Source organism: Pseudomonas sp. PDM26, from assembly GCF_019219185.1.
GTDB lineage: Bacteria > Pseudomonadota > Gammaproteobacteria > Pseudomonadales > Pseudomonadaceae > Aquipseudomonas.
The window spans coordinates 1-255 of sequence record NZ_JAHUWC010000074.1; the positions used below are offsets into that span (position 1 = coordinate 1).

At 44.7% G+C, this 255-nt stretch carries 1 tRNA gene; it reads right to left on the reverse strand.

Annotation, left to right across the window (positions count from 1 at the left end):
- Window positions 1-145: 145 nt before the first annotated feature.
- Window positions 146-221, reverse strand: a tRNA-Ala gene (locus tag KW849_RS31160).
- Window positions 222-255 lie beyond the last annotated feature (34 nt).

Sequence of the window (255 nt, forward strand, 5' to 3'; positions counted from 1 at the left end):
TTACCAGTGAAAGTAACGTTCAGTCTATCTTTCTATCACATACCCAAATTTTTAAAGAACGAACTAGTCAAAGACTAGAAATCAACATTCACCATCGAACCGATGGAATGCTCATTTCTAAGCTTTATACAATCAGAAGCAGTAGTGGTGGAGCCAAACGGGATCGAACCGTTGACCTCCTGCGTGCAAGGCAGGCGCTCTCCCAGCTGAGCTATGGCCCCGTATTTCTACAGGCGTTTCCCACACAAAATTGGT